This is a genomic window from Butyrivibrio sp. DSM 10294, assembly GCF_028539135.1.
Classification (GTDB): domain Bacteria; phylum Bacillota; class Clostridia; order Lachnospirales; family Lachnospiraceae; genus Butyrivibrio.
Genome location: NZ_JANSWL010000073.1, coordinates 153,725 through 174,946, shown reverse-complemented (window position 1 = coordinate 174,946; position 21,222 = coordinate 153,725). Strand labels below are relative to the sequence as shown.

At 45.8% G+C, this 21,222-nt stretch carries 17 protein-coding genes; 1 reads left to right on the top strand and 16 read right to left on the bottom strand.

Annotated elements, in window-relative coordinates; genetic code table 11:
• Window positions 1–97 precede the first annotated feature (97 nt).
• Complete coding sequence (locus NXH67_RS08960) at window positions 98–1,300, top strand: SGNH/GDSL hydrolase family protein (protein WP_272797169.1); 1,203 nt, start codon at window positions 98–100, stop codon at window positions 1,298–1,300.
• 1 nt (window position 1,301) lies between these two features.
• On the opposite strand, the gene NXH67_RS08955 is transcribed toward NXH67_RS08960, so the two are convergent.
• From NXH67_RS08955 to NXH67_RS08880, 16 genes are all read right to left on the bottom strand, one after another.
• Window positions 1,302–2,504 (bottom strand): lipopolysaccharide biosynthesis protein, encoded by a 1,203-nt coding sequence (locus NXH67_RS08955; RefSeq protein ID WP_272797168.1) that lies wholly within the window; start codon window positions 2,502–2,504, stop codon window positions 1,302–1,304.
• On the bottom strand, window positions 2,497–3,459 hold the full coding sequence (locus tag NXH67_RS08950) for a glycosyltransferase family 2 protein (RefSeq protein ID WP_022779793.1): 963 nt from the start codon (window positions 3,457–3,459) through the stop codon (window positions 2,497–2,499). The genes NXH67_RS08955 and NXH67_RS08950 overlap by 8 nt, the downstream gene beginning before the upstream one ends.
• A gap of 61 nt (window positions 3,460–3,520) precedes the next feature.
• Window positions 3,521–5,257: a DUF6044 family protein gene (locus NXH67_RS08945; protein ID WP_272797167.1), complete on the bottom strand. Its 1,737-nt coding sequence runs from the start codon at window positions 5,255–5,257 to the stop codon at window positions 3,521–3,523.
• Window positions 5,257–6,276 carry a radical SAM/SPASM domain-containing protein gene (locus tag NXH67_RS08940; RefSeq protein WP_022779795.1) on the bottom strand — a complete coding sequence of 340 codons (1,020 nt, stop codon included), beginning with the start codon at window positions 6,274–6,276 and terminating at the stop codon, window positions 5,257–5,259. Before NXH67_RS08940 ends, NXH67_RS08945 begins: the two co-directional genes overlap by 1 nt.
• 44 nt (window positions 6,277–6,320) lie before the next feature.
• The gene (locus NXH67_RS08935; protein ID WP_272797166.1) at window positions 6,321–7,877 is read right to left on the bottom strand and encodes a glycosyltransferase family 39 protein; all 1,557 of its coding nucleotides are present in this window, start codon (window positions 7,875–7,877) and stop codon (window positions 6,321–6,323) included.
• A complete protein-coding gene (locus NXH67_RS08930; protein ID WP_272797165.1) occupies window positions 7,867–9,078 on the bottom strand; it encodes a glycosyltransferase 87 family protein in 1,212 nt (403 codons plus the stop codon). Before NXH67_RS08930 ends, NXH67_RS08935 begins: the two co-directional genes overlap by 11 nt.
• Before the next feature lie 12 nt (window positions 9,079–9,090).
• A complete protein-coding gene (locus NXH67_RS08925; protein WP_272797164.1) occupies window positions 9,091–10,191 on the bottom strand; it encodes a DegT/DnrJ/EryC1/StrS family aminotransferase in 1,101 nt (366 codons plus the stop codon).
• Between the two features lie 18 nt (window positions 10,192–10,209).
• A complete protein-coding gene (locus NXH67_RS08920) occupies window positions 10,210–11,154 on the bottom strand; it encodes a glycosyltransferase family 2 protein (RefSeq protein WP_272797163.1) in 945 nt (314 codons plus the stop codon).
• A complete protein-coding gene (locus tag NXH67_RS08915) occupies window positions 11,147–11,572 on the bottom strand; it encodes a sugar 3,4-ketoisomerase (RefSeq protein WP_022779800.1) in 426 nt (141 codons plus the stop codon). Before NXH67_RS08915 ends, NXH67_RS08920 begins: the two co-directional genes overlap by 8 nt.
• 13 nt (window positions 11,573–11,585) lie before the next feature.
• Window positions 11,586–13,055 carry a DUF6056 family protein gene (locus NXH67_RS08910; RefSeq protein ID WP_272797162.1) on the bottom strand — a complete coding sequence of 490 codons (1,470 nt, stop codon included), beginning with the start codon at window positions 13,053–13,055 and terminating at the stop codon, window positions 11,586–11,588.
• Window positions 13,048–14,124: a GDP-mannose 4,6-dehydratase gene (locus NXH67_RS08905; protein ID WP_022779802.1), complete on the bottom strand. Its 1,077-nt coding sequence runs from the start codon at window positions 14,122–14,124 to the stop codon at window positions 13,048–13,050. The genes NXH67_RS08910 and NXH67_RS08905 overlap by 8 nt, the downstream gene beginning before the upstream one ends.
• 9 nt (window positions 14,125–14,133) lie before the next feature.
• Window positions 14,134–15,576: a sugar transferase gene (locus NXH67_RS08900; protein WP_272797161.1), complete on the bottom strand. Its 1,443-nt coding sequence runs from the start codon at window positions 15,574–15,576 to the stop codon at window positions 14,134–14,136.
• Complete coding sequence (locus NXH67_RS08895; RefSeq protein ID WP_272797160.1) at window positions 15,573–17,120, bottom strand: O-antigen ligase family protein; 1,548 nt, start codon at window positions 17,118–17,120, stop codon at window positions 15,573–15,575. Before NXH67_RS08895 ends, NXH67_RS08900 begins: the two co-directional genes overlap by 4 nt.
• A gap of 37 nt (window positions 17,121–17,157) precedes the next feature.
• Window positions 17,158–18,597: a WecB/TagA/CpsF family glycosyltransferase gene (locus NXH67_RS08890; protein WP_272797159.1), complete on the bottom strand. Its 1,440-nt coding sequence runs from the start codon at window positions 18,595–18,597 to the stop codon at window positions 17,158–17,160.
• A 15-nt stretch (window positions 18,598–18,612) separates the two neighbouring features.
• The gene (locus NXH67_RS08885) at window positions 18,613–19,710 is read right to left on the bottom strand and encodes a radical SAM protein (RefSeq protein ID WP_022779806.1); all 1,098 of its coding nucleotides are present in this window, start codon (window positions 19,708–19,710) and stop codon (window positions 18,613–18,615) included.
• 177 nt (window positions 19,711–19,887) lie between these two features.
• The gene (locus NXH67_RS08880; protein ID WP_272797158.1) at window positions 19,888–21,207 is read right to left on the bottom strand and encodes a C40 family peptidase; all 1,320 of its coding nucleotides are present in this window, start codon (window positions 21,205–21,207) and stop codon (window positions 19,888–19,890) included.
• Between the last annotated feature and the right edge of the window lie 15 nt (window positions 21,208–21,222).

The following is a 21,222-nucleotide window of genomic DNA, read 5'->3' as shown; positions in this document are numbered from 1 at the left end:
CAAATTAAAATGATATCTTTTTCTCCCTCAAAAGGTTTCATTTAATCTCAAATTTGTTACAATATAGGTTGTAGTTCATTTTTGAGGAGATTCTAGTATGAAAAAAATAACAAAAATATTTACTGCTGCCTTCATGGCATCGGTAATAACTCTGACGGGATGTTCCCTTCACAAGGACGATCCCAAACCCGCAACTGAAAACGTATCCGAGGATTCCTCTGCGGAGGCTTCATCGGAAGCTTCATCGGATTCAGCGTCGGAGCAATCCTCCGAGGATAACATCATTGTCATAGAGGACCTTATCGAGCCCATTATCGAGGAGCTGGAAGCAGCCGCCGGAGATGCCTCTTCAGCAGCAAGTAGCTCGCAGGAAAATAAAGAGGAAGAGCAGAAGGTCGAAGACAAGGTTGAGATGGTCTTCATCGGTGACAGCCAGATGGCCAACGGAAGGAGCGACGGCACAGACCTTGCATCTTTGATAAGCGCAAGAGTTCCCAATTCCGTAGCCTATAACCTGGGAATCGGCGGAACAACCGCAGCCCTTGAAGCCACCACTTCAGAGCTGACTCCGGAGAAATTCACCTCCAACTGCTTCATGGGTATCGTATATGCCCTTGAGGGAAGAGCAGACCGCACACAGGTCCTCTCAAAAAACCCCGAGGTACTTAGCGTAATGGAGAAGATCGATCCCGCCAAGGTCGACTATTACTTCGTGGAATACGGAGCCAACGACTTTTTCAACAAAGTGCCTCTGGACGTCAACGGAACTGACGTAGATTATGTCAAAACCTTCTTCGGTGCCCTCAACACAGGAATCGACGAACTTCGTAAGATCAGTCCCAATGCCAAGATTGTTCTCATGACTCCTTTCTACGGAATCTACAAGGACGGAAGCGGGAACTTTATCGGTGATTCCTACGTGGTTTCCAACGGAATCGACACCCTCGCCAATTACGCAAGAAAGGTCGGCAACGTTGTTGAGATCGAAGGTGTAATAGACTTTGACTGTATGTTCATTTCCAAATGTGATCTGTACCTTGATACCTATGAGGAATATCTTATGGACGGCACGCACTTAAGCCTCAAGGGGCGCCAGGTATTTGCAAGGCTCCTTGCCCACATTCCCAACTGGTTCGAAGGAAATGAGCCCTATGCCTACATGGAGACGGATTTCATCAAGATCGCAGAATTCAATCCGGACGAATACTACAGATACCCCGCAGATATGATGCACGAGTATTATCCCGATGAATATGAGAAAATGCAAAACGGGGAATACCTGTTGGCACCCCCGCAATAAATCATAAGGCCCTAAGGCCCAGTATTACCGTAACAACAAGTCTTATCAGATTAACGATAACAAGGCCGTAGGCCATACCCGCAAGACCGAATAATACAGTCCCGGGAATAACAACTGCAGCGAAGCTTATCACATATACAATGTTGATAACAAGCTGCAGTTTTTCTTTTGTAAAACTAAGAACCACAACCATCAGTGACCCTGACAGGAAAAACATTATCTGTCCCAGATTGGCCAGGAAAAAGTATGCCCTGGCCTCATCAAAAACATCGGGGTACATTATTTTCACAAAAATATACGAAACCGCACTGCACATAAGAGCAAGAACCGCAGATACAAGCACCAGTCCCGCTCCTATTCCGGCAAAAATCTTCCTGGTTATCCTGATCTTGTAATTGGTAAAATAGCTGATGATTATACCATTAAGAGGCGTAGTAAGCATGGCAACTATCTTGCCGATAAGGCTGGCGGTATAGAACACCGTTACCTCTCTTGCTCCCACCAGGACTCTTAAGAATATCCTGTCCGAATTAAGGATCAGCGCAGAGATCAGATTGCTGGCGGATATGATAAAGGCTGACCTGAAGTTCTCTTTGTAATACTGCGACAGCTCCATAAAGGGCGGTCTGAATATCTTACCTCTGATGATCGTATAGATAATTCCGAATGCCTCTCCCAGAAACAGACACAGCACCCAGCTGCTACTGTAGGGATACAGGAACAGTCCCAGGCAGTAGCCTGCAGACGTTGCCAGGAAAAAGAAGAAGTAATCCGCAAATCTGATGTTCATGCGGTATTCCACATCCGCATAGTACCTTAGCACCGTCACGATCATGAGAACCAGGACCTGAACAAACACAGCGGCCTTCAGTTCCTTAAGAACCAGCAGCGAAACCAGAGTCACAGGAATACTGATAAGAGCGATCACCGCAAGGAACAGGTTGTAATCACCGTTGGCCTGCGCCCTGTCCTTTTTGGCCACCATTCTTGAATAGCTCCCTGCGGTTCCAAAGCCCGCTCCCATAACCGATACAATTGAAATCAAATAAAGAACGGTGCCAAAAGCCTCGGCACCCATCCGGTCATTTAGACCGGGATAGATGAGTAGCTGAAGAACACCGTTATAGATAAGCAGCGCACAGACGCTGAATATAAAATCTCTTGAAGCATTTAATGCAAGCTTTTTTCCGGATTTATCACTCATTTTCTGTCTTTCCGTCTTTTTCCCTGTCGGTTTCCTTGTGTCTTTGAAGCATATTGAGCTGCATCTCAAACTCACGCCTGTTGTTCAGAGCCATGGTGGAGAGAATAACTCCGGCAAAAAAGCTCTGGACCGCAGCCATCATCACGAAGCAGCACACGATAAGCGTCGGGATCTTGGGCACCATATGTGTCTCCCAGTAAGCAAACAGGATCGGAATAAAGAATCCGATTGAGAGAGCTGCCAGTACCACTGCAATTCCAAAGAAAAAGCCAAAAGGCTTGTAGCTTCTGTACAGTCTCAAAATAGTTCTGAGTACCTTGAAACCGTCGGCATAGGTGTTAAGCTTGCTGACTGACCCTTCGGGGCGGTCTCTGTATTCGATGATCACGTTGTCTATCTGCATGTTGTTGTAGACAGCATGGATAGTCATCTCCGTCTCAATCTCAAAGCCCTTGGAAAGAACGGGAAAGGTCTTAACAAACTCGTAGGAAAAAGCTCTAAAGCCCGTCATTACGTCTCTTATATTGCACTTAAAAAGGCCGTTGATGCTGGCTCTTACAAGGTCATTTCCAAAATTGTGGAAGGGTCTTTTGTTCTCCTGATAATAGGTTGATGAGAGTCTGTCGCCAACCACCATATCGGCGTTGTGGTTAAGAACCTTGTCCACCATCTCAGGAGCTGACTCCATGGGATAAGTGTCATCTCCGTCCACCATTACATAGACAAGGGCGTCGATTTCCCTGAACATGCGCCTGATAACATTTCCCTTGCCCTGCATATACTCGTTGCGAACAATAGCACCTTCCTCAGCGGCTATCTCGGCAGTTCTGTCCTTGGAATTGTTGTTATAGACATATATGGCAGCCTCGGGGAGTGCCTTCTTGGCATCTCTTATAACCTTGGCAATTGTCTTTTCTTCGTTGTAGCAGGGAATCAAAACCGCTATTTTATCCATAATTAACCTCTTTTACTTAATTTCATAGACTTAAGTCTTTAATAATTATTGTACTATCATGTCAATCCGACGTATACACATAAATGGTATAGGGTGAACCATAGCCGGAATATTCACCGATGAGTGACAGTCCCACATCAGCAGCGTTACTTAATTCGATCCTTGAAAACAGATATTTGCAGCCAAGATCCTTAAGTGCGTCTGTATCGATATAAATATCCCTGTCGGTAACTCCCGTCATGCTCTTGGTTGCCATGACAATGGTATCATCCGTTCCCGAGTAGAGATAACACCTGGCGCCCCACTCATCGAAGTAGATGCGGGTGTTCTCCTTACGCTCAAGAGCAGGAGCTATGATCTTGCGAAAATCCTCCTTGTAGCTCTGGGGATAGAAGCCCAGATAACCATCAAGGGTTGATATACCGTTATACTCAAGGACTGCGGGATGCATTCCATAGGCGACAGCCCAGTCACCATCCTCGTAGCCGATGTCTTTTTTGATCTCTTTGAACAAATCCTCAGAATAGAATTCCCTGTAATTAAGGTCATCATTCACGTTGCCGAAGACATTCTGTCTTACTGTGTAAAAGGCAGTGTTGTACAGATCGTTATATCTTGTAGGGGACAGAAGAACTGCCGCTCCTGCTGCCATCACAAGGATGTAACCCAAGGCGGTTGCAGCCTTTTTGCCCATACCGGACAGCCTGTACACAATAATAAACAGCATTGCGCACCAGATAAAGGGATTGAAGAAAACAGTACGGTTATACTGAAATCCCGTAAGAGGCGGCACAACGGTCTTGATAAGATTGTTGACAAACTCCGAATAATACAGTCCGTAAACGACGCAGTCCAGAACAAGGAGCAATGCGCATAAGTTGAAGATATCGGTAAACATGCCCTTTACATTCTTTTTGACTATATAAGAACCATTCAGGATCAGGAAGTAGATGCCGCACACAGGAAGGATCACATATTTATGAACATCCTCGATGTGCATCATTCCGTTTAAGAATACGTCCCACATCTCCCTGAGCATGTCCCCTGTTCCGAAATAGGTCTGAACCATTGTATCTCTGATGGTTGCGGTGTCGGAAAAGAGCATCATGTAAAACAGTCTGTACTCGAACACTACGCTTCCGAGAGACAGTAATATCATTGAGATAAAAAGGCTCAAGGGGAACTTCCTGTCCTTGATCCAGAAAATGATCACTGCCACAAAGAGATAGCCGATTATGAAAAATCCTATATAGGAAAAATAGGAAATAAACGGATACAGAAAGATCAAAGCGTACCATTTCAGGCTTTTTTCTGCATATACCTTTCTAAGAAGGTACACTATCAGCGGAATTGCCGAAAAGGGAATTCCAAAAGCAGGGAAAAGATTAAGGACGCCGTATAATAGTCCTGTCAGAGTTGCCAGGTTCTCAGTGTGTTCATTCTTTTCCTGTACCATATCAAGAAACAGGAGCCTGCAGGATACGATGGCAATTACCACCTTAAGAACATAGCCGGTTACGTACGCTGCAAAGCTTGGCAGAAACATGTACAAAAGAGTGTACAGCGACAATTCGCTGGGAAGCACATCCCTCGAGACACCTCCGAGGAAGGGCGCTGCAGACCCCAGTCCAAAAAACGTGCCGGAGTTTCTTAGCATGGCAAACTGAGCTATGAACAGATCCATATTATCCTGCACGGCAATATAGCTGTTCTCACCTATACATGCATAAAAGATGATAACAGCTAATATAAACACACAGGCAAATGCAGTTCCGAAATGCTTCATATAGCGCTTCATTACTTAATATTGTCGTCCTCGTTATTCTTCTTGCCGATCTTCATACGCTCATGGCCGCCAAGCTTGTTGGCAGCTTCCTGGTCACCGCTAAGGATGGCATTTACAAGCTGCATACGGAAGCCCGCATCGATAAAGTCACAGTGCTTACAGAAAGGATAGTTCTGTCTTCCCTCTGCGATCTTTCTTCTAACCTGCTGGAACTGCTCGCTTCCCCAGGCTTCCTTGAGGCTGACCTTGGTAAGATCACCGAAATCTGTGGTCTCGAAGTTATCACAGCAGCAAAGTCCCATCTTTCCGTTGGGCATGATCCACATATCCGTGAAGGGAAGAAGACAGGTCTCCTTGACAACCTTCTCGGTGGCCTTCTTGTTAGGTGCACTGCCGGCTCTGTTTGTAAGAACCTCCTGGAGGTATCTCATCTGGATCTGGATATCAAGATCCTTGAACTCCTGGGGATGAGCCTTTACATAATCATAGATTTCCTTAATATTATCATGGAGCTTCATCTCCATGGAATAGTTGTTGATGATAAGCTGGTTGATGTAAGGTGCAACCTCTTTTAACTTGTCAATTGTAAGGATAAGTCCGTTGGTTGACATGAAAATAAAGCTGTCAGGAAGCTTCTCCCTTGCGTATTTGTGTCTCTCCACAATCTCGGTATCAAGAAGAGGTTCATTATTTCCGTAAAGAGTAAGATGTCCCTTATAGCCCCAGTCCGCCAGCTGATCGATGATACTTCTGTAAAGATCGTCGTCAATCTTGCGAAGAGGTCTGCACTCAGCATGAACATTTGCTGTGCAGAAGGCGCAGGTTGAATTACATCTGTTGATGGTCTCGATATTTACTACATTTGGCATGGGAACTTCCTTGGCATTCAGGAAGTAATCACAATAAGCCTTCTGAGACTTGCTTCTTGTGGTGAACTGAAGCTTAAGATAAGCGTTGCTGGCAAGCATAGGAAAATGCTTCCTTGCAAACCATCCGAATTTTCCCATGAAACTGTTAACTCTTATTGGCATTTCTAATACTCTCCTATAATCTAAAAAAATTAGTTAACTTACCGTCAGGCTCCGTGGATCTTGACACAGATCCTGTCAAACAGAGTCTTAAGTCCGGCTGCCGCAAAGGGTAGCCAATATATATAATATCTCATTGCATATCTGGAAGATCCCTCCCAGAATTCATGAAATACCATTCCTCCGAAGATAAGAATAAGAAACAACATAGCCTCCGGGGATACTGTCTTGTTCCTCAGCATTTCCTTAAGGCAGATAAGCACGCACAGGTAACAAATTGTCATAAAAACATTCATCACCCAGATAAGAATCTTACTTCCCTCTCCAAAAACAAGATAATACATCATTTTGGTCGGATTCTCAACATGTCGGCTGACAAGGTCCAGATTATGGGTCGAAACGCACACCGGATCTGCCCACTGGGTGGTGAATTTGCGAAGTAAAAATCTGCCGCCGTGAAGAGGTCTTGTAACGAAACTTCCAAGGGACTCTTTTATACTGGCGATTGCCAGATCCCTTGCAGCATCTTTGTTGTAATCATTGAACTCACCGTAGATGGTGTAGTGATAACCATTGTACCATCCGTCCTCAAGCTCGCTCTCCTGAAGTCCCATTGCAATGTAGGATTCCATGGGGCAGCCCTGTGGAAGAGCCGTGAGATTCGCAGCTTTTTTGTAATAGCTCTCAACTGCGTAGCCCTGTGCTTTTACCGCAAGGACAAGGATCAGGACCATTAGAAGTCTCTCGACCAATCTCTTTACTATTTCCCTTCCGGATAAATCGGAGCCTCCCTTAACGGTACTTCCGATGATCAGCATCGACATGGCGATAAGTGCGATCTGAGCATTATTTTTCAGCATGACCGCAAGAGCTATGGAAACTGCAGCTCCAAGGATATATCTCTTTTTCTCCCTCTTGATATACAAAAGTGTCATGTACAGTGCAAGGGTCTGAGGCCCCATACTGAGGATGTCTCCATATATGTACGTAACATAGTTGTAGAAAAACAGACACCCGGCGGACAGCATATCCATAAGTCCGCATACCACCTCGTCGTCGAAGATCTCACGGGTAATCCTGTGAAGCAGGTACATGGTGGTCATAACGGATATCAGCTGGATAATATCCCAGGCAAAAAAATTATCCCTGCCAAAGATCGTGCACACTATCTGTCCAAAGGCCACATAACCCAGCTGATAGGGCCAGTAAAACAGGTACTCTCCCGGCGTTGTAAGGGAGCTGTAATCTCCGTCCATGAATTCATTGATAACTCTGTTAAGGGACATGGAGTCGTTGACAGCCCTTGGCTTGATTGCAAGAATAAGCATCATGCAGTAGCAAAAGCAAAATCCCAGGGCAAATATCAGTGCATACTTCCCTGTCAGAAAGGCCTTGCCGCGCCTATATAGCTTGTACAATACAAAGAGCGAAACCGCCGTTAATATCAGAAGAACCGGTATATTCTCCTTCCCATACTGCGGGAAGTCCACATCTATATTCATGTCATAGTAGATCGTGGTAAAAAAGCTGACCGCCAAAACTATCAGAGCTGCTACAGAGAGGCAAAATACAATTATTAAGTTGAAACCGTTCTTAAGCTTCAATTGCGGCCTCTCCTTTGGTAAGCTTTCTCACAAAATCTATTGTAACCCAGACATATGCCGCAGTATAAACAAGGGCAATGTAATGCATCGGGAACAGCTCCGCATGGAACAGCACTGTGCCGTAGGTTGCAAGGGAACAGATGTTAGCCATGATCATGGGTATCACTATCTTCCTGTTGCAGGTGATTGCAAAGGGTGTCAGCAAAAGAAGCATCGCATAATCGTATCTCTCATGCATTCCCGGAAGCAGCATTACGCAGGTGTATGCAGTCCATACCGCCATATTGATGACCATTGCCTCGTCAAAGCGGTCCCTGTGCCTGTAGCAGAAAAATGCTATGAACACCAGCACCGTAAACAGTAACAGGATAGCTCCCTTAGACAGAAGCTCATCGTAATTGTCGAATCCGAAATTATAGAGGTTGGGGAAGTAGGAAACCATTCCATACCCCTCGCTCTGAAGCTCTTGTGTCTGAGCCAGATATGCAAAATATGTGGCACGAAGTCCGTGCCCGGCAATTACCTCGGGAAGTCCCGCGATCAGGTACACCACAGGGATCCACAAAAACTCCAGAATGCTGAAGCCCTTTTTCTTAATCCCGCCGTTGATATACAGGATAAGAAGCGCCGGCAAAAAAATGATAGCCTGAAGCTTGAAGGCAAAGGCAATGCCATAAAATATCAGTGCTCCTTGGTACCTGTCCTTAAGAACCTCATACAAAGATATCATAAGAAAGCAGGTATATACCGCATCCACCTGTTTCCAGAGTGCTCCGTTGAAAACAACGAAAGGAAGGAACAGGGTAGCTGTTGCAGCAAAGGCTGACAACGTTTTTTTGCCGGTTAGGAAATTCAGTATCTTATAAATAAAAAATGCTGAAACCAGCTCGCAGACACATGGGATAATGCTGAGTAAAACCCAGGGTTCCCAGGGAAGATACGAGCAAAGGGCATATATCACGTTAAAGGGGACATAGTAGTCGCCCGGAGCAAATTCCAGGCCCTTAAGTCCGCCGTTTTGTCTGTAAAATTCAACCCAGGCCTTGTAATAGGTCTCATAATCCGGGGACAGGAAGGTGTCATGCGCAAGGAATACTCTTGTGAGAAGCGCAGCAACAAGCGCAAGTCCCAGACATATCTCAAAAAGCCTCTTCTCTATTAGGTTTCGCATAAATCTGTCTATGGCCAATTCTTTTTTCATCCCAACCTCAAATTATCTGAAACTGTTAATAACCTCTATTACTCTCTCCTGTTCCTCTTTGTACATTCCTGTGTAGATAGGAAGGGAGATTACTTCACTTGCATACCGCTCGGTGATGGGCAGGCTCCCCTTGCTGATTCCAAGATACTCGTAGGCCTGTGCAAGATGAGGCGGAATAGGATAATGGATAATTGTTCCGACTCCGTTGTCCTCAAGATACTGCTTGAATTCATCACGTCTACCCGGCACGCGAAGAACGTACTGATGCCATACGCAGGTTGAACCTTCGGCAACTTCGGGCTTAATCACAAGGGGATTGTCTATCCCCTGATCATAGCGGGCTGCAAGCTCCTCCCTCTCCCTTGTGATCTCATCCATGTGGGTGAGCTTAACACGAAGAAGTCCTGCCTGAAGTTCATCAAGCCTTGAGTTGGCGCCTACTACCATATTGTAATAGCGCTTCTCACTGCCGTAGTTTCTGTATATCTTCATGAGCCTTGCAAGCTCCGGATCATCTGTTGTGATGGCTCCGGCATCGCCGAAGGCTCCCATATTCTTGGAAGGATAGAAGGAAAAACATCCGATATCTCCAAAGCTTCCCGTCATCTTATCCCCGTGATATGCTCCGTGGGACTGGGCGCAGTCTTCCACAAGGCGCAGGTTGTGTCTCTTGCAGATATCACAGATCTTGGTCATGTTGGCAGCCTGTCCGTAGAGATGTACCACAAGGATTGCCTTGGTCTTGTCAGTGATCTTCTCTTCGATCTTGTCAGCGTCGATCTGATAATATTTGTCAGGCTCTACGATTACAGGAGTTGCACCGTTAATTGTGATTCCCATAACGCTGGCTATATAGGTATTGCCCTGAACAATAACTTCATCGCCTTCACCTATTCCAAGTACCTTGAAAGCAAGCCACAGGGCGTCAAGTCCGTTGGCTACGCCTACTGCGTACTTGGTGCCAACATAACGGGCATACTCCTCTTCGAAGCTCTCCAGTTCTTTGCCCATGATATACCAGCCGCTTCTTAATACCTCTAAGGCCTTGTCCTCATATTCCTTCTGATATCTCTCAAAACCTCTGTCCATGCGGCCCTGCATAATTTTTTCCATAATATTCTCCTATGTGGCTCAGTCCTTTTTGGCGTCCCCGTCAGGTCTTCTGACCTCATCGATGATAAAAGGCGGCCTGTTTCTGGCTTCCTCAAGGGCTCGCCAGATATACTCTCCCAGTATCGAGAGCATGATGAAAATAACTCCGAATCCAAACAAAACAACGCTCATGATTGAGGCGTAACCAAGGATCGGTGTTCCAAGAACCAGCTTTTCCCTGATGACCATAATGATTCCGACAAGTGCTAAAAGAGCGAAAACAAAGCCCATGGTTGCCATGAATCTGATGGGGAAATAGGTGAAACTCATCATGGAATCCACCACCAGCTTGACCTTCTTGGCAAGGGTCCATCTGGACTTGCCGACTTCACGATCTTTTCTGTGGAAGTAGATCTTCTCTGTCTTAAAGCCTACCCACATAACCTGAAGTGTCAGTGAGGAATTCTTCTCATCCATCATCTGAAGGACCTTGATGACCTGTCTGTCCACCAGATAGCAGTCGCAGCCGCCCTGGGGCATATCCTTGTTGATGGTCTTTCTCACAAGCCAGTAATAACAGCCTGCAAAAAACTTCTTGATGGGGTTCTCATCTCTTGACTCTCTGATGGCAAGAACCACCTTGTTGCCTCTCTTCCAGCTCTCATACATATCAAGGATAAGATTGGAATCCTCCTGAAGATCCGCCTGCTTGGTAACGGCGCAGTCACCGGTACATACTGAGAGTCCCGCAAGAAGTGCGGCATGTTCTCCAAAGTTTCTTGAGAGCTTGGTGCAGACAACGTTTGGGTCCATTGCAGCTATCTTCTGAATGATCTCCCAGGAATTATCGCCTGAGCCGTCGTCAACAAATACAAGCTCATAGTCACCTATTTTGCCAAGGATCTTCTCCTTCATATCAGCGTACAGAAGTTCCAGCGTGTCGGCATTGTAGTACACGGGAACTACGATTGAAATCTTACTCATTATCTTTTATCTCCTTAACAAAGGCGTCATAGTCACGAATATATTCGCTCTCAATGTAGTGCTCGCTGGCAAGACATAACAGAACGGAGTCCGGGGAAAAGTCATACATTTCCTTCCAGACCATGGGACCAAGATAGAGGCCCATTCTGGGCTTGTCGAGAACCACAATCTCTTTTTTCTCGCCGTCATCAACAAGAACCTTGCTGCTGCCGCTTACATTGATAAGTACAAATTTGGTATATCTGTTGGCATGATTGCCTCTTCTGATATCAGGGTCTGAGCCATAGATGTAGAACACTCTTCGAATGTCAAAGGGGATGTCGAAGCCTGACCCTTCGGCAACCACAAGGTTCCCTCTCTCATCGCCAAGTTCCTTGAACTCTATAACCCTGTATTTACAGTTGTCAAAATTCGCCATAATAACTCCAATTCTATTTCACAAGCTTAACGCTGTTTTTATCATAATATTCCGCCACCGCCTTGTTTACCCAGTCCTGCGTATCCTCAGTAATATCCGAGAAGTACAATAAAGAAGGCTTGACGCTGTGTGCAGGTAATTCTGCATCCAAAGCGGTGCTGTCCTTAAGTATCTCAAGACGCTGTCTGTTCTCAGAAGCATAAACTGATGCCTCGCCGCTCATCAGCTCCGATATGGCAGAGGTTGAAGTGATGTAATCCCTGTCCACATAGACTGAGAGGACAAGACCAGTCACAAGAAGCGCCGCAAGAGGAAGCACTCCGCTGATTGCCTTGGCGCAGTCCTTGGCTCTAAGGCGCTGCCCCAGCCAGATGCTGACATACATGGCTATAAGAACCATCATAAGAACAAACTGCATCCATATTATCGAAACCATTCTTCCTGCCTCGAAGCTTCCTGTGGCATAAAGAGGTGGCACGATATTAACCGCAACCATAAGAAAGCAGAATACCGAAAACAGTATCGGATGTTCAAAGCGGTGCTGTACCTGCCCGGAAGCTGTAAAGCATACAACCGAAGTGGCTGCAAGCATCACTATTACTTCCCACTTAAGCTGTCCGTTAATGCACAGATCAAATACATGGTAGATAGATCTGATAACAGCGACCACCGGGTTCATGGAATTAAGCATCTCCCCGCGCACGCTGTTTCCCGGTGCGATCATTGAAGTAATAAGACCCAGGAGGTTAAATATCGCGGGAATCCATAAATAGCTCTTTGTCTTCTTATCACTTTTTCTGCGGACCAGTATATCCATTACCGCAAATGAAGCTGATACAACAGCCAGAGACAGAGCAGTCATGTAATTGGCTCCGCCAAGCAGTAGTCCGAAGACTGAAGTTCCAATAAGAAGAGCGGTATTTTTTTGCTCAGGTCGTCGCTCTGAGAGCCTTAAGATCATTCCGGCATAGATAAGTCCAAGGCCGAACATGAAGCAGTAGTTAATGCTTCCGCTGTACCAGTAGAAGGCCTCGTTACGAGGGCCACCCGCCGGCATGCTCTCTATCATGGGAAGGAGTGTCAAAAACGCAACGATTTTGGAATACTCCCGGGGTAAACCAAGCTTTCGGGCCAAAGCAGCATCGAAGAAAAATAATGCTCCGAAGGTAAGGCTTGCCAGCATTATCACCGTGGTCAGGCTGTATAGCCCTTCAGTGAATACTGCCGGGCACAGAGCTGTCAGAGCCGCTGAGAAAAAATAGCCCGTCCAGTTCATGTAGTACCAATAGCCCATATACAGGCCGTGGGCAAGGGCAGCAAACACATTCCCCGTGGATGCGAACTTCTGGTGGGTCTCAAGAGCCATGGAAAAGTCATCGGCAGAGGGGAAATTGTAGAACCCCAGAATAACCATGGGTATTATGCCAAGTATATACAGCACCGTAAGGGCCGTGCTTAAATGCTTTACCTTAAGCTTAACCATAATACTCCTTGTACCATGCTGCAAAGCGCTTAAGTCCGCTTCTAAGATCGGTGGCGGGCTTAAAGCCGAAGTCCTGCTGAAGTGCTGTCACATCAGCGTAGGTTATCTCAACATCTCCGGGCTGCATGGGAACCAGTTCCTTGTGAGCCTCAAAGTCATAGTCCTGTGGAAGTACTCCTGCAGCTATAAGCTCCTGCTGAAGGATATCCACGAAGTCAAGGAGATTGACGGGATCGTTGTTACCGATGTTGTAGACATTGTATTTAACGCCGTTCTCGTTCTCATCGGGAGACTTCTGCATTACATTGATAACGCCTTCAACGATGTCATCGACGTAGGTAAAATCTCTTTTGCAATTGCCAAAGTTAAATATTCTGATGGTCTCGCCCTTAACAAGCTTGTTGGTGAAACCAAAATATGCCATATCCGGTCTTCCTGCAGGTCCGTATACCGTAAAGAAACGAAGTCCTGTGGAAGGAATGCCATAGAGCTTGGAATATGCATGGGCAAAAAGCTCGTTGGACTTCTTGGTGGCAGCATATAAGGAAACAGGATTATCTACCTTGTCCTCTACGCTGTAAGGAATCTTTTTGTTGCTGCCGTATACACTGGAGCTGGAGGCATATACAAGGTGAAGAACTCCGTTATAGCCGTCTTTCCTGTTCTCCTCGTCGTAGGAATGTCTGCAGGCCTCCAAAATATTGTAAAAGCCCAGCATGTTGGACTCGATATAAGCGTCCGGATTCTCGATTGAATAACGAACCCCGGCCTGAGCAGCCAGATTGACAACAACGTCGGGTCTAAAGTCTCTGAAGATCTTATCAACGGTGTCTCTGTTAGCGATGCTGTCTCTTATAAGGGAAAAACGTCCCTCAGACACCTGATCTATCCTCTTTAATCTGTCCTCCTTGATGCCTACATCATAGTAGTCATTCATGTTGTCGATACCAAGGATTGTGATGTTCTTGTATCTTGTAAGAAGCTGGGTTGTAAGTCCTGAGCCGATGAAGCCTGCGGCTCCCGTTACAAGTACTCTCTTGTTTTCCAAATCAATATTCTTAGTAAGCATATTTCTCCTTTACTTTGCGCCCTTACCGAAAAGGACAACGCCCACGGTCATGATAAGGATCTTGAAATCCTCCGTAAGGCTCCAGTTATCTATATATTTAAGATCAAGCTTAACCACTTCATCGAAGTCCTCGATGTCGCTTCTGCCGCTGATCTGCCACAAGCCGGTAAGTCCCGGTGTCATGGAGAGTCTTCTTCTATAATGCTCGTTGTACTGCTTGAACTCAGCCTCTGTGGGTGGTCTGGTGCCCACAAGGCTCATGTCGCCCTTAAGGACATTGAGAAACTGCGGGAACTCATCAAGACTGGTCTTTCTGATGAAGGCTCCCACCTTGGTAACTCTTGGGTCGTTCTCCATCTTGAACATAAGGCCCTTCATCTCATTCTGGGCTTCCAGTTCTTTTTTCCTCTCCTCGGCGTCTATGTACATGGATCTGAACTTGTAGATTTTGAAGCGCCTTCCGTTCTTGCCGATCCTGACCTGTGAGAAAAATACAGGTCCCGGGGAATCCAGCTTGATCGCCGGTGCCAGGAAGATCGTGATGATGCCGGTGAGGATCAGTCCTACAATACCGCCGATAATGTCGACTATCCTTTTTATAAAGAGTCTCTTGTAACTACTCTTAAACATTGAGTAGCTGATAACTGTGTAATCAAGGAAGTCATCCACCTGAGTCACGGCCTTGCTGACATCGGGGAGCTCGAGATTGTAATGGGAGGTGATTCCCATTTCCTCAAAACCAATGATAATGTCCTGAATCTGACTCTGGGGAATGCTGGGGGTATTGATAAATACCTCGTCAAAAGGGTCTGTGATAAGTCTGGAAGTAAGATTCTCGATTCCTCTGTGGACGTGAACGTTCTCCACATACCAGTCTTCGTTGTCACTTCCTGCGGTCTCGCTACTGTTCTCATCCTCGACATAGTAGGCTCTTACTATCTTGTAGCCAAGACCCTTGCTCCTACCCACAAGTTTTTTGATAGTGTCCTCAATAAGCTCCTTTTCAGCAACAACCACTACTCTTGTGACTCTTGCATCGTTGGAGATGTGTTTTCTCAGGGCATTCTTGAAAATGATCCTGGATATATAGGTCAGAAGAATGTTCATCCAGATGAAGTTACCCACAACAAATCTGGAGAGAATGCTGATCCAGTTAAGGAAATAAACCGCCGCCATGGACACCAGTATCATCAGTGCCATGAACCTCACCACCGAGATAAACTCGAGGATATATCCCCTGGTTATAAAGTCCCTGTTCCAGTCAGCGAGGAAAGTATATACAACGCAAAATAGGAGGAACACAAGACATACCATATAATGCAGGGTCTTGTTTCCCCAGTCGTTATTATTCCGATATCTTAACCATGTTGCAAAACAATACGTTATCACGATACAGAGCATATCTATGATCCATAGCGCATAGGTCTGCAGCACTTTATTTTTTTGATTCATTGCCTGTTCCTTTTACTTTGATTATCCAAAATAGTATAGCACATCACATATATTGCCGCTACTATGACGCCTCCCCACACTCCTGTGCTAAGGATTCTCTTGTCATACTCCATCTTGGCAATCTGTGGGCCGTATTCGTACATAGGTGTGGAACTGTTCTTATATCCGACAATTATGGCTCCGTCTGCCCTAAGGTCAGATACCTCTTCCTCGGACAGATATATCTCCTGCATCTCGAAGCTCTTGCCGCTCTCATCCTGCTGCCTGTCTCCGTACAGATTACCGGGCACAGTTGTAAATAACATACAGGCAAAAAATATCGCTACTCCCGCAGCTATTCCACAAGCAATTGCCTTCATCATTAGCCTTGTAAGTCTGACAGTACGGGAATCAGCGCCATCAAGGGCAGTCTCATCCTCTTTTGCCATGCCCATAAGTCCGTAAAAAAGAGCTCCCATAAAAACATAGATGAAGTTCTTAAAGCCCAGGTTATACAAAAGAGGCTCCCAGATGCCAAGGCACAGCATTCCCATAAGTACAGCAAGTTCCTGCATATTGCCCTTTTTGAGACTCAGATGAACAAACAGCATGGTGATCACGCTGATAACCGCAAAAGCAACAAGTCCCAGCTGCAGGAACAGATAGAGCTGAGCCATGTCTATTCCGTAGGTGGCATACCTGGGATTGGGATTGTTAAGTCTGATTCCAAAGAGTGATAAATGATTATTCTCCCAGAAGTATCTGGCGATGGTAAATCTCGTGGTGAATATCTTCTGATCCACTAGTTCAAAAATGCTCCATGGAAGTATCCTGGGGCCTGCTATGCAAATGAAGCACACCGCAGGGTAGGCGATATAGCACAGGATCTTCTCCAAGAGCCCCGGTCTTTGGCGCATACTGAACCAGAAATTTATAACAAGGTACACTACGCAGGCCAGGATTCCGGTTCTGCTCCCGGAGTAGTTAAATACATAGAGATTAAAGGCCAGAACAAGGATGGAAAAAATAAGAAGAAACTTTACATTCTTTTTGGCCACATATTTACTTACAAAGAACATGACCAGCATGCTGAGCATCAGCACATTCATGTGAAGCGTATTGGGATGGGCATAGCCAAGAGCATGTCTGAACATAAGGCCCACGCCGCTTCTCTCCTGGGGGTAATAAATCTCAGGAAGGAGCCCTGTTACTCCGCAGAGGATCTTACCTATGATCAGAGTCCCTGATACGGCGATACCTGTGACTATGACCTTCTTGACGGACACAAGCTTCATTCCAAGAAGCATGGAGAAGCAGACAATGAGTCCCTTTTCACCGGTAAACAGATACACAACGCCGGCTACGCCAAGAAGGAGAGCTGCGCCAGCGTATTCCTTAATACTGCTCGCTGTTACCACGAACTTGACGCCAAACAATAGCAGCCCAAGAGCCAGCAGAATATTGTACACTGTCATGCCTTCATAGAGTCCCGCAGCCCTTGCGCCTATCATAACAGCAAAATAGAGAAGGTATATGCCTTCTCCTATTTTTGCCCTTTTATCCATATTTTCCTCAGAAAAAAAAGTCATATTTCTCCCCGAATCATCCCCTGTGAAAAATTCTGTCGATAGTTAAATAACAGATAAATTTCAAATTGGTAACAAAATATCTCCCGATAAGTCTCTTAGGATCCTGAAACAGCCTGTAGAGCCACTCAAGTCCAATCTTGCGAATAAAGACCGGAGCTCTCTTGATTGTACCGGCATGGAAATCGAAGCCTGCTCCAACTCCCATCATAACTCCATTGACTCTTCCCCTGTGAGCCTTCATCCACTTCTCCTGCTTGGGAGCACCAAGACCTATCCATACAATATCGGCGCCGGATTCATTGATGCGCCTTACATCTTCCTCGTCCTCCTCCTTGGTAAGAGGCTTGAAGGGAGGTGAATAATAACCTTTTACCACCATTCCCGGATACTTCTCTGCCAGGCTCTTCTTGAGCTCTTCTATAGTGTTCTCGGAAGCGCCGTAGAAGTAATGGGTTATCTTGCCGTCACAGGAGTCTCTGAATATGTGCTCCATAAAATCAGGACCGGCCACGCGCTCTGCGCCGATATAGCCCTTCCTCTGCTGAAGCTTGGCTATAGGTGCTCCGTCAGGGAACACAAAGGCCGCATCGTTAAGAACCTGTCTGTACTCCGGATCGTCCTTGCCCATTACACAGGTGTGCACGTTGGAAAAACAGATATATTCACCGGAGAGCTCTTTGACATGCCTCATGACATGCAAGACCGCTTCCTCACATCTGGCGATGGAATACTCTATGCCAAAAAGGTTGAATTTCTCTTTTCTTACGCTGACGGGAATCGCCGCATAATCATCAATATCAGTGGCAATGCCGGATCTTACGCTGTAGCCGAGAGTGTTCATATTCACGTAGGCTCTGATGCCTGCTGCCTCGGCGGCTGCAATGATCTGCTCCGCGGCTTCCTCGTTATCACTGTCTGCATCGTGGATCAGCAGCTCATCATAGTCTCCTTTGGCAAAAGCACTTGTAATATCCTCCACAGAGGGGTAAGGCCTGAAGACGTGGTAGGTTCTGCATTTTTCCTCAGTGGTTGCCTTTGCAAAATATTGCTTTTTCAAAAGCATTCTGAAAATAAAATCGTAAACAATGTCTATAAGAGGAATGGCTGCCACAACAAATCTTGAGGATTCTGTGCCTCTCTGCACAGAATACAGATACAAAAGTCCCAGTGCTATCAGAAGGATCTTGCCCTTGGCTACGGTAAAAAAGTTCTCCACAGGGTCCATAAGGTACATGGACTTTTTCCTCAGATCATAGAGGAGGAAGATAATTATCTGTAGCAGGAATAAAACCACCAGGAAGGATATGTACAGTCCGTCATAGAACTGCTTCCAGTTGACCACATTGCTGCGATATCTTATGACAAGCGCAGTAAAGAAAGCCAGAATCAAAGCCAGCTCATCTATTATAAACACTCTTCTTTTGGGGTATGCTACTTTACTGCTGTTATTCATGTTCTTCTTCCCAGATCATTTTTTTAGTCCGTCATTTACAACTGCGCACATATCGCAGGTGCTGCATTTATCAAGTTCTTCCTTGGTAACCTTGCCGTCGCGGTAGTCCCTTACGACCTTGAGCTCATACATTGAATAAGGCTTCTTGGTAAACAGAGCCTTGAATTTGTGTCTGATGACCCAAAGGGCGGGAACCCATATATATTTGTGCATTGCGGGAGATACCGAACCGATCATCCAGCAGTCTCTGTCGCAGTGTCTTACTTTTTTCCTGACAACCTCTGCCTGATCGGAGTTCCAGAGCTCATCCCAGGACTGCTCGTTGAGGTTGCCCATAACCTCCTTGTCCTTGGTTCCGTTGCAGGGCATTACATCGCCGTAGGGGTCGATAAAGAAGGTATCAAAACTCATATCGCAGGGAAGAAGTCTCTTCTGTCCGTAGATATAGTTAATAAGTCCGTGATTGAAATACGCTCTGAACCACTTCTTGGGGCTGTTAGACTTAAGGAGCATATTTACAAGGTCCTCAAAGTGCTGAGCGACCATTGGTCTGTCATGGATGATATTCTTGGCCTCAACAAAATAGAAGCTGTTGTGGAGTGAAGCTGTTGCAAATTCCATTCCAAGCTCATCGGAGAGCTTGTAGAGCTCGCACAGGTCCGGAGCATTTCTGTCCTGAACTGTCATTCCAAAGCCAACATCCTTCATTCCCATCTCGCGGAGCTTCTTAAGAGTTGTATAACCCTTGTTAAAGCCGTCGGGAAGACCTCTTATCTCATTGTTGGTCTGCTCAAGTCCCTCGATGGAGATTCTGATACCGATATCAGGAAACTCCTTGCACAGATCTATTATCTTATCTGTAAAAAAGCCGTTGGTGGATATTACTATTCTGTCGCTCTTTTTGCGAAGTTCTCTTACGATGTCCTTAATATCCTCACGGATAAAGGGTTCTCCGCCGGTTATGTTGGTAAAGTACATGGGCGGAAGCTTCTTTATAGTCTCAATGGATATCTCATCCTTAGGATCTGAAGGTGCCTTGTACCTGTTGCACATATTGCAGCGGGCATTACATCTGTAGGTTACGATAACTGTTCCGTTTAACTTCTTAGACATTTATAACTCTCCCGAAATTACTAGTATCAGATGTCAGTATTCCGACAACATCTCATTATACCCTATAGGGTCAAGCAGTGGCAAATATGCACCGTATAAAAAAGAGACATATCCATTCACCTCAGTGAGTAGACTCCCACGATGAATGTCTATGTCTCTTTAGCATGTCTAATTTAATTAGAAGATACGTCTTACTGCAAGGATTGATCTGTAGCTTGCATCAGATACCTTGATACCTGTCTTGGCTGTTGATGCATGTACGATCTGGCCGTTACCGATGTAGATAGCAACGTGACCTGAGTAGCAGATGATATCGCCGGGCTGTGCATTGGCAAGTCCGTCTACAGCTGCTCCAACGCTTCTGTCAGCACCTGAGGAATGAGGAAGGCTTACACCGAAGTTGTTGTAAACACTCATTACAAATCCTGAACAGTCAGCGCCGTTGGTAAGACTGGTTCCACCATATACATAAGGATTACCAACAAACTGAAGTGCAAACTGAGCAACAGCTGAACCGATGGAGCTGCTCTGTGTTGTATAGGTCTGAGCTGAATTGTAGTTGGAGCTGGAGGAGGACTTGGAAGTACCGGACTTGGCTGCCTTCTGAGCGGCCTCTCTTGCTGCCTTCTCCTTGGCAAGTCTTGCTTCCTCTTCTTCCTTGGACTCAGCCTCTACAAACTCTGTGGAAAGGGTAACGTAGTCAGTTGAAACATATCCGTCACCTTCCTCGATGTTAACCTTGACCCAACCGTCAAGTTCTTCTACTACCACAAGTTCGTCCTCGATGGGAACGAGACCAAGTACTGTCTCATCAAGACCGGGGCCACTTCTTACCTTAAGAGTGGTGGTGGTAACGGTTGCGATTCTGGTGCCAACTTCCTTGGCAAGCTCAACGGCGTCGTCACCTGTTACACAGTACTCAGCCTTGACATAGCCCTCAACGGAACCGGACTTGATCTTGTACCAGCCATCTGTCTCTTCAATAAAAGTACCTACGGACTTATCATAAAGCTTACCAATGATCTTGCCGTCCTGCTCGCTGGGAAGATCTCTTACGTTAACATAGTCATAAACCTTGGCAATAACCAATGACTTGAAACGCTCTTCCTCTGACCGGGAAGCATCCTCGGATGCTGCCTCTGCATTCTTGGCAGTGTTCTTGATAATAGCTCCTGTTGCGTTCTGAATATCTGATAAAACCTTATCTGTAACGGTTGAAGCACTGGGTGTTACATCCTTGATAGCATCAGAAGATTCTACTATATCAGATGAAGCCTTGTTACCTGCGCCTGTATTATTCTCATTATCTTCGTCTACCGACTGCTGAAGGTTGCTGACTGAAACCTGATTGTTACCCATTGCATAAGTAATTCCTGCCTGGGGCATAACCGTTGTAACCTTCTTATTTGATGCAGCAATAGCGTCTACACTGTAGCCTGAAAAAGTTACCGCAGCTGTAATAGCCATAGCGATCAGCTGCATTCTCGCTTTACTCAAAACTTACCTCCTAAA